Source organism: Stenotrophomonas sp. YJH_SMC_73 (assembly GCF_059370155.1).
Genome location: NZ_JCAFTJ010000002.1, coordinates 438,972 through 445,385, shown reverse-complemented (window position 1 = coordinate 445,385; position 6,414 = coordinate 438,972). Strand labels below are relative to the sequence as shown.

Here is a 6,414-nt window from a genome sequence, read left to right as displayed (position 1 = left end):
CCGTAAACCCCCAGGCCGGCCCAGCCGCTGGCGGCTGTGCGTTCGGGCGCTTGCGAAGCAGTGCTTCGCAAGCAAAGCGCCCTCACCCATGGGGGCTTGGCCGCGGCATCCATGCCGCGGACACTCCCGCAACCGGACCCATCCCGCCTTTGACAGTTTCCTGCGAACTGTCGGAATGGCTCTTGGGGTCAGATCCGTTTTCCTGCGGAAAACGGATCTGACCCCGGATTCAATTCGATATCTGAGAGAAAAATCGTGTCGACCAAGCTCGACACCTACCAGGAGCAACAGCAACCGCCGTGGTTGCCGGCCGCCCCGCCATCCCACGGAATGCACGCTGTTGCTGTTGCTGTTGCTTCGGCCGTTGCCGTTGCATCGGCAGGTGCAGGGCGCAGCCCTGCCGAAAAACCTACTTCACCCGACGGCCCGCGCGGTCGATGCGGAACCACTCTCCGCCTTCCATCGGCGTGTGGCCATCGGCATCCGGCGTGCCGCGCCGACAGCCGTTGCAGACCTCGGCCACGCCATCCTGGAACGGCCACCCGAAATCGAAGGTGCCGGGCACCACCTGGCGGAACGTCAGGTCGAAGTAGCCGACGCGGTTGCCGACGCGGCCGCGCAGCAGGCCTTCCTGCGGTGTTTCCGGGCCGTTGTCCCAGGTCAGCACAGGCAGGCTGCGGCCCTTGCGGTCGACGTAGTGGAAGCCCTGGTCGGCATACACCACGGCCAGGCCGTGGTCGTCGTAGTTCAGGTTCTTCAGCGCATCGGCGCTGATCTTCGGCCGGTGATCGACCACCTCGCAGTTGGGCAGCGGCCACAACCCGTGTTCGTCGGTCAGCAGCTGGCAGGTCGGCGCCTGCGCCAGCGCGCTGGAACCGGCCAGTACGCCGAGCAGGACCAGCGACCGCGCGAAGCGGCCGCGGTCGAGGCGGGCCTGCCGCACGATCACTTGGCCTCGGCCTTGCGCTCGAAGGCCGTCGGTGCCGGCAGCTGCACCGGCACGCCCTTGTCATCGCAGGTGCCGGCCTGGCACAGGCGCTCGCGCAGGGCCGGGGTGGCCTGCACGATCATGTGGTAGATCGCGTTCTGTTCCAGCGTGCCGCGGATCGCCTTGCTGCCCGGGCCACGCGCCCAGATGCCGACATCCTCACCACCGTGCGATTCAGACTTCATCGGCACCAGTGCTTCCTGCATGTAGTCCGGATGCTCGGTGTCGACCTCGCGCAGGTTCGGGCGGCCGTTGGCCGGTTCGAAGCTGCTCGGGTTGTGCGGGTAACGCTTCGGGCCGGCCGGCTGCTGGTTGCTGCTGCCGGTATGGCCCGGGCCGTTGGCATAGCTCAGCGTGGTGTACGGCTGGCCGGTGCCGTCCAGCGCGTAGTCCAGCTTGCCGGCACCATCTTCGCCGCCCTTGTCCTTCACCTTGCCCAGGATCGGATTGCCACGTGCCGGGTAGCCGACGAAGTTCAGCGTATGCGAGTGGTCGGCGGTGACGATGATCAGGGTGTCGTCGGCCGAGGTCAGCTCGTTGGCCACGCGCACCGCGTCGGACAGCGCCACGGTCTCGGTCAGTGCACGGAAGGCGTTGCCGCTGTGGTTGGCGTGGTCGATGCGCGCGCCTTCGATCATCAGCACGTAGCCTTCCTGGTGCCTGGCCAGATTCCTGATCGCTGCAGCCGTCAGTTCGGCCAGGCTCGGCTCACCGCCCGGATCCTGCGGGCGCTCGTATTCGTAGCGCATGTGGTCCGGTTCGAACAGGCCGAGGATGGCCGGCGCATTGGCGGCCGCCGCCAGCTGCTTGCTGTTCCACACGTAGGCACCCTGCGGGTGCGCCTGCTGCCATTCCTGCACCAGGCTGCGGCCATCCAGGCGCTGGCCGACCTTGTCGTCGTATTCCGGATCGCGCTCTTCCACGGTGGTGAATTCACCGCGACCGCCGCCGAGAGCGACCAGCGGGCCGCGCCCATAACGCGAGGTCGACAGCAGCTGCTGTGCGATGTCCTTGCAGCCTGCAGCCTTGGCCGCTTCAGTCAGGTCGGTGTCGTTTTCCCAGTTGCGCTCGGGCGAGTGCGCGTAGGTGGCGGCGGGGGTGGCATGGGTCAGGCGCGCGGTGGACACCACGCCAGTGGCCAGGCCGGCGCTGTCGGCCAGCTGCAGCCAGGTCAGCAGGCCCTTGGACAGGCTGTCGGCGCAGTCGGTGCGGCTGCCGGCGCTGACACCGATCGCGCCCATGTGGGTCTTCACGCCGGTGGTGATGGCAGTCATGGTGCCGGCCGAATCCGGCGTCTGCGAATCGGTGTTGTAGGTCTTGCTGAACGCCGTGGCCGGGAAGCGCTCCCAGGACAGCAGGTTCTCCTCGCCCGAGCCACCCTTCTGCTGGCCTTCGTAGATGCGCGAGGCGGCCACGGTGGTCAGGCTCATGCCGTCGCCGAGGAACAGGATGACGTTCTTCGCCTTGCCGGACATCGCGCCGTTGGCGGCGGCCTGGGCGGCGCCACTGCGGTACCACCATTGCGGGGTCTCGCCGGCAGGATGGGCGACCGGGTCGACGGCGACCTTCAGGCCGGCCGGGACAGAGGCGGGGGTGGTGCTGGCGCAGGCGCCCAGCAGCAGGGTGGTGGCGCAGGCGGCCAACATTGAGACGGAACGGCGCATGGACGCTGGGATCTCACAAACTGTAACGGGACGTTCATTATGCCCGCCCCTGCAAGGCACGCCGATGACACACTGATTTGCCGGCCGGGCGGTCGTTCTGCGGGCCGCCTTGGGCTATCGTGCCAGCATCCCTTCCTTCCCCTCTGGATTGCCTATGAAGCTGGTCTCTGCCTGGCTGCGGATTCCATTCTGGCAGCGCGTGGTCGGTGGCTTCGTGCTCGGCGCGCTGGCCGGCTGGGCGCTTGGCCCGGCCGCGGAAACGTGGTTCGGCCCGCTCGGTGAGCTGTACGTCACCCTGATCAAGATGATCGCCGTGCCGCTGGTGTTCTTCGCGGTCATCAACGCGATCTCGTCGCTGCACGGGCAGAAGTCGGTCGCCGCGCTCAGTGGCCGCACCTTCCTGTGGTTCGTGATAACCGCGGCGCTGGCGGTATGCGTTGGGCTGGGCGTGGGGACCGTGCTGCAGCCCGGTGCCGGCGGGCTGCAGCTGACAATGGCCAGCAACTACGTGCCGCGCGAAGTGCCCAGTGTGGTGCAGGTGCTGCTGGACGTGGTGCCGGCCAATGTCTTCTACGCGCTGTCCGGCATCGGTACCAAGGTCAATGCGGCCGGTGAGACCGTGCTGGCGGCCGGTCGCGGCTCGATCCTGCCGGTGATCTTCTTCGCCGGCCTGGTGGGCTTTGCCATCGTCAAGCTGGGCGAGAAGGTGACCGAGGCGCGCAAGCTGGTCGGCCAGATGAGCGACATCATGATCCAGGTGACCCGCTTCGTGCTGGAAGTCACCCCGATCGGTACCTTCGGCCTGATCGCCGGCCTGGTCGGCAGTTATGGCTTCGAAAAGCTGCTGCCGCTGGGCCATTTCGTGCTGGCCCTGTACGTGGCCTGCGCCCTGCACATCGTGGTGGTCTACAGCGCGCTGCTGCTGGCGCACGGCCTGAACCCGCTGAAGTTCTTCCGCGGCGCGGCGCCGGGCATGCAGGTGGCCTTCGTCAGCTCGTCCAGCTTCGCCGCGATGCCGGTGGCGCTGCGTTCGATCACCCACAACCTGGGCGTGAACAAGGACTACGGTTCATTCGCGGTGCCGCTGGGCGCCAGCATCAAGATGGATGGCTGCGGCGCGATCTATCCGGCGCTGTGCGCGGTGTTCATCGCGCAGTACAGCGGTGTGCCGCTGACCCCGGAGCAGTACGTGGTGGTGCTGATCGCCTCGGTGCTGGGCAGCTTCGGTACGGCCGGCGTGCCGGGTACCGCGGTGATCATGGCCACGGTGGTGCTGAGCGCAGCCAACCTGCCGCTGGAGACCATCGGCTATCTGTATGCCATCGACCGCATCCTCGACATGATGCGCACGATGACGAATGTGACCGGCCAGATGCTGGTGCCGGTGATCGTGGCCAAGGAAACCGGGCTGCTGGACCAGGCGGTGTATGACAATCCGTCCAGCAATGTGGGCGTGGACGATCCTGACCCGACACCGCCACGCAGCTGAGGTTGCGTGGAGATGAAAGGCCCGCCCTGACCGGCGGGCCTTTCGTTTGGGAGATGGCTGACGCGCTGCCGACCGTGGTAGATCCACGCCATGCGTGGATGGAGGCGGTGCCGACCAAGGTCGGCAGCTACCCACCATTACGCGGGCCCAACAAAAAAGCCGCTGCAGGGCAGCGGCTTTGCTTTGCGTATCAGGCGGCGCTGTGACGCCAGCCGGTCAGAGGTCGACCCGGCGGGCCTGCATGAACTTGTTGCCCCAGTAGCCACTGAGCAGGGTGTCCACGCGGACGTCCTTGCCCGAGCTCGGCGCATGCAGGAAACGGCCATCGCCGACGTAGATGCCGACGTGGTCGACGCGGCCCTTGCGGCCGAAGAACACCAGATCACCCGCGGCCAGCGCGGTGCGGTCGTTGATCAGTTCGGCATTGTCATCGTGGGCCATCTCGCGCGAGACGCGCGGAAGTTCGATGCCCAGGGCCGAACGGAACACATAACCGACCAGGCCGCTGCAGTCGAAACCGCTGTCCGGGTTGCTGCCACCCCAACGGTACGGGGTGCCCAGCAGGGTCATCGCGCGGCGCAGCAGCGACTGCACCTTGCCGTTGTCGGCGGCGGTGCCGACGACGCTGCCATTGGCGGCGCTGCTGGTGTCGTAGTTGGCGAGCAGGCGGCTGAGGTCGCCGGCCACCACGGCCGAGCGGTCCATCAGCGGAATGGTGTCGTTGGCGGCCAGGTGCGGCAGCAGGGCGGCCAGCGTGGCACTGGCGGCGGCATCGACGCGGCTGCGCTGCGGAGCGGCAGCCTCGGCCTTGGCGGCCGGTCGGGCGGTGCTCTCGGCCACCGGGGCCGGGGTCACATCGGAACGGTTCGGAGCAGTCTGCGACCAGGCCGGAAGGCTGGTCAGACACAGTGCCAGGCCAAGCAACAGCGGGCGGGCACTACGTGAAGATACGGAAGTCTGGCCTTCGCTTTTCAGGTCGTCAGTCGTCACGCGTCGGTCACAGGAAAAAAACGATGGGGCATCATGCCCTGTAAAAGCGCGGATAAGTTAAAAATTCCGTTAGTAATTCGTTAGTTGCACAGTGATGTCCGTCACAGTTTTGAATATATCGCCTGTTCATTTTAGCGAAGGACGCGTTTCGCCCCTGTGTAGTGGTCCTTCCAGTAGGGACCGCTGAGCGAGTCCAGGCGCACGGTGCCGCCGGTGCTCGGCGCATGCACGAAACGCCCTTCACCTACATAAATACCGACGTGGGTGACGCTGCCGCGGCTGCCGAAGAACACCAGGTCGCCGGTGGCCAGGCGCTGCGGGTCGATCTTCGGGCCCTGCACCGCCGCCAGGTCGCGGGAGGTGCGCGGCAGCCGCAGGTCCAGCATCTCGCGATAGACATAAGCGACCAGGCCGCTGCAGTCGAAGCCCGAATCCGGGGTGTTGCCGCCATAGCGGTAGGGCGTGCCGACCAGGCTGATGGCGCGCATCAGCACCGAGTTGGCAGCCTCGGGGTTGTCCGGCACGGTCTTTGGCCAGTTCGCCGTGGGCGGGGGCGGGGCCGGGCGGGTGGCCTTGCCACCGCCACAGGCGGTCATCAACAGGGGCAGGGCCAGCAGCAGGGCCGGGGCGAGAAACCGGCGCTGGCCGGACGAAACTGGCGTGATGTGCATGATCTCCGGATAATGCGCCACCTTGGATTGGCCGTCATGATGGCGGCGTCCCCGCCGGGCGACAACCCGCCCCAACCCGCCTGCCTCCGGCAGATCCAGACAGAGTTGCGCATGAAGATCGAAAAAGACCGCGTTGTCCGCTTCCACTACACCGTTTCCGAAGTCGGCCAGGAGCCGATCGAATCGTCCAAGGACCGCGGCGAGCCGCTGGCGATCCTGATCGGTCACGGCAACATCATCCCGGGCCTGGAAAACGCCATGATGGACAAGGAAGCCGGCGCGACCTTCAACGTCGACGTCAAGGCGGCCGATGCCTACGGCGAGCGTCGTGAGGGCCTGTCCCAGCGCGTGCCGAAGAAGCACTTCGGCAATACCAAGCTGGCGCCGGGCCAGCAGGTCGTGCTGCAGACCAACTTCGGCCCGCGTGCGGTGACCGTGCAGAAGGTCGGCATGAGCGTCGTCGACGTTGACCTGAACCATCCGATGGCTGGCAAGGACCTGCACTTCGACGTCGAAATCGTCGACGTGCGCGAAGCCGGCAAGGAAGAGCTGGACCACGGCCACGTCCACGGCGACGGCGGTCACCAGCACTGATCGCAGCGCGATCGTGAT

At 66.7% G+C, this 6,414-nt stretch carries 7 protein-coding genes; 3 read left to right on the top strand and 4 right to left on the bottom strand.

The window, feature by feature from the left end:
• Positions 1-409 precede the first annotated feature (409 nt).
• Positions 410-949, bottom strand: a complete 540-nt coding sequence (locus AC5P8R_RS05285; RefSeq protein ID WP_414611897.1) for a WG repeat-containing protein — start codon at positions 947-949, stop codon at positions 410-412.
• A complete protein-coding gene (locus tag AC5P8R_RS05280; protein ID WP_495223055.1) occupies positions 946-2,652 on the bottom strand; it encodes an alkaline phosphatase in 1,707 nt (568 codons plus the stop codon). Before AC5P8R_RS05280 ends, AC5P8R_RS05285 begins: the two co-directional genes overlap by 4 nt.
• 154 nt (positions 2,653-2,806) lie before the next feature.
• Here AC5P8R_RS05280 and AC5P8R_RS05275 point away from each other — a divergent pair, with 154 nt between their 5' ends.
• Together AC5P8R_RS05275 and AC5P8R_RS05270 are read left to right on the top strand one after the other, a co-directional pair.
• A complete protein-coding gene (locus AC5P8R_RS05275) occupies positions 2,807-4,141 on the top strand; it encodes a dicarboxylate/amino acid:cation symporter (RefSeq protein ID WP_014647927.1) in 1,335 nt (444 codons plus the stop codon).
• Positions 4,142-4,194: 53 nt separating this feature from the next.
• Positions 4,195-4,347, top strand: a complete 153-nt coding sequence (locus tag AC5P8R_RS05270; protein ID WP_153643432.1) for a hypothetical protein — start codon at positions 4,195-4,197, stop codon at positions 4,345-4,347.
• A gap of 10 nt (positions 4,348-4,357) precedes the next feature.
• Here AC5P8R_RS05270 and AC5P8R_RS05265 read toward each other — a convergent pair whose 3' ends face one another.
• Positions 4,358-5,131, bottom strand: a complete 774-nt coding sequence (locus AC5P8R_RS05265) for a C40 family peptidase (protein WP_005414115.1) — start codon at positions 5,129-5,131, stop codon at positions 4,358-4,360.
• 131 nt (positions 5,132-5,262) lie between these two features.
• Positions 5,263-5,802: a C40 family peptidase gene (locus AC5P8R_RS05260; RefSeq protein WP_026347086.1), complete on the bottom strand. Its 540-nt coding sequence runs from the start codon at positions 5,800-5,802 to the stop codon at positions 5,263-5,265.
• Positions 5,803-5,913: 111 nt separating this feature from the next.
• Between AC5P8R_RS05260 and AC5P8R_RS05255 the strand changes: the two genes are divergently transcribed.
• Complete coding sequence (locus AC5P8R_RS05255; protein WP_014647924.1) at positions 5,914-6,396, top strand: FKBP-type peptidyl-prolyl cis-trans isomerase; 483 nt, start codon at positions 5,914-5,916, stop codon at positions 6,394-6,396.
• Positions 6,397-6,414 lie beyond the last annotated feature (18 nt).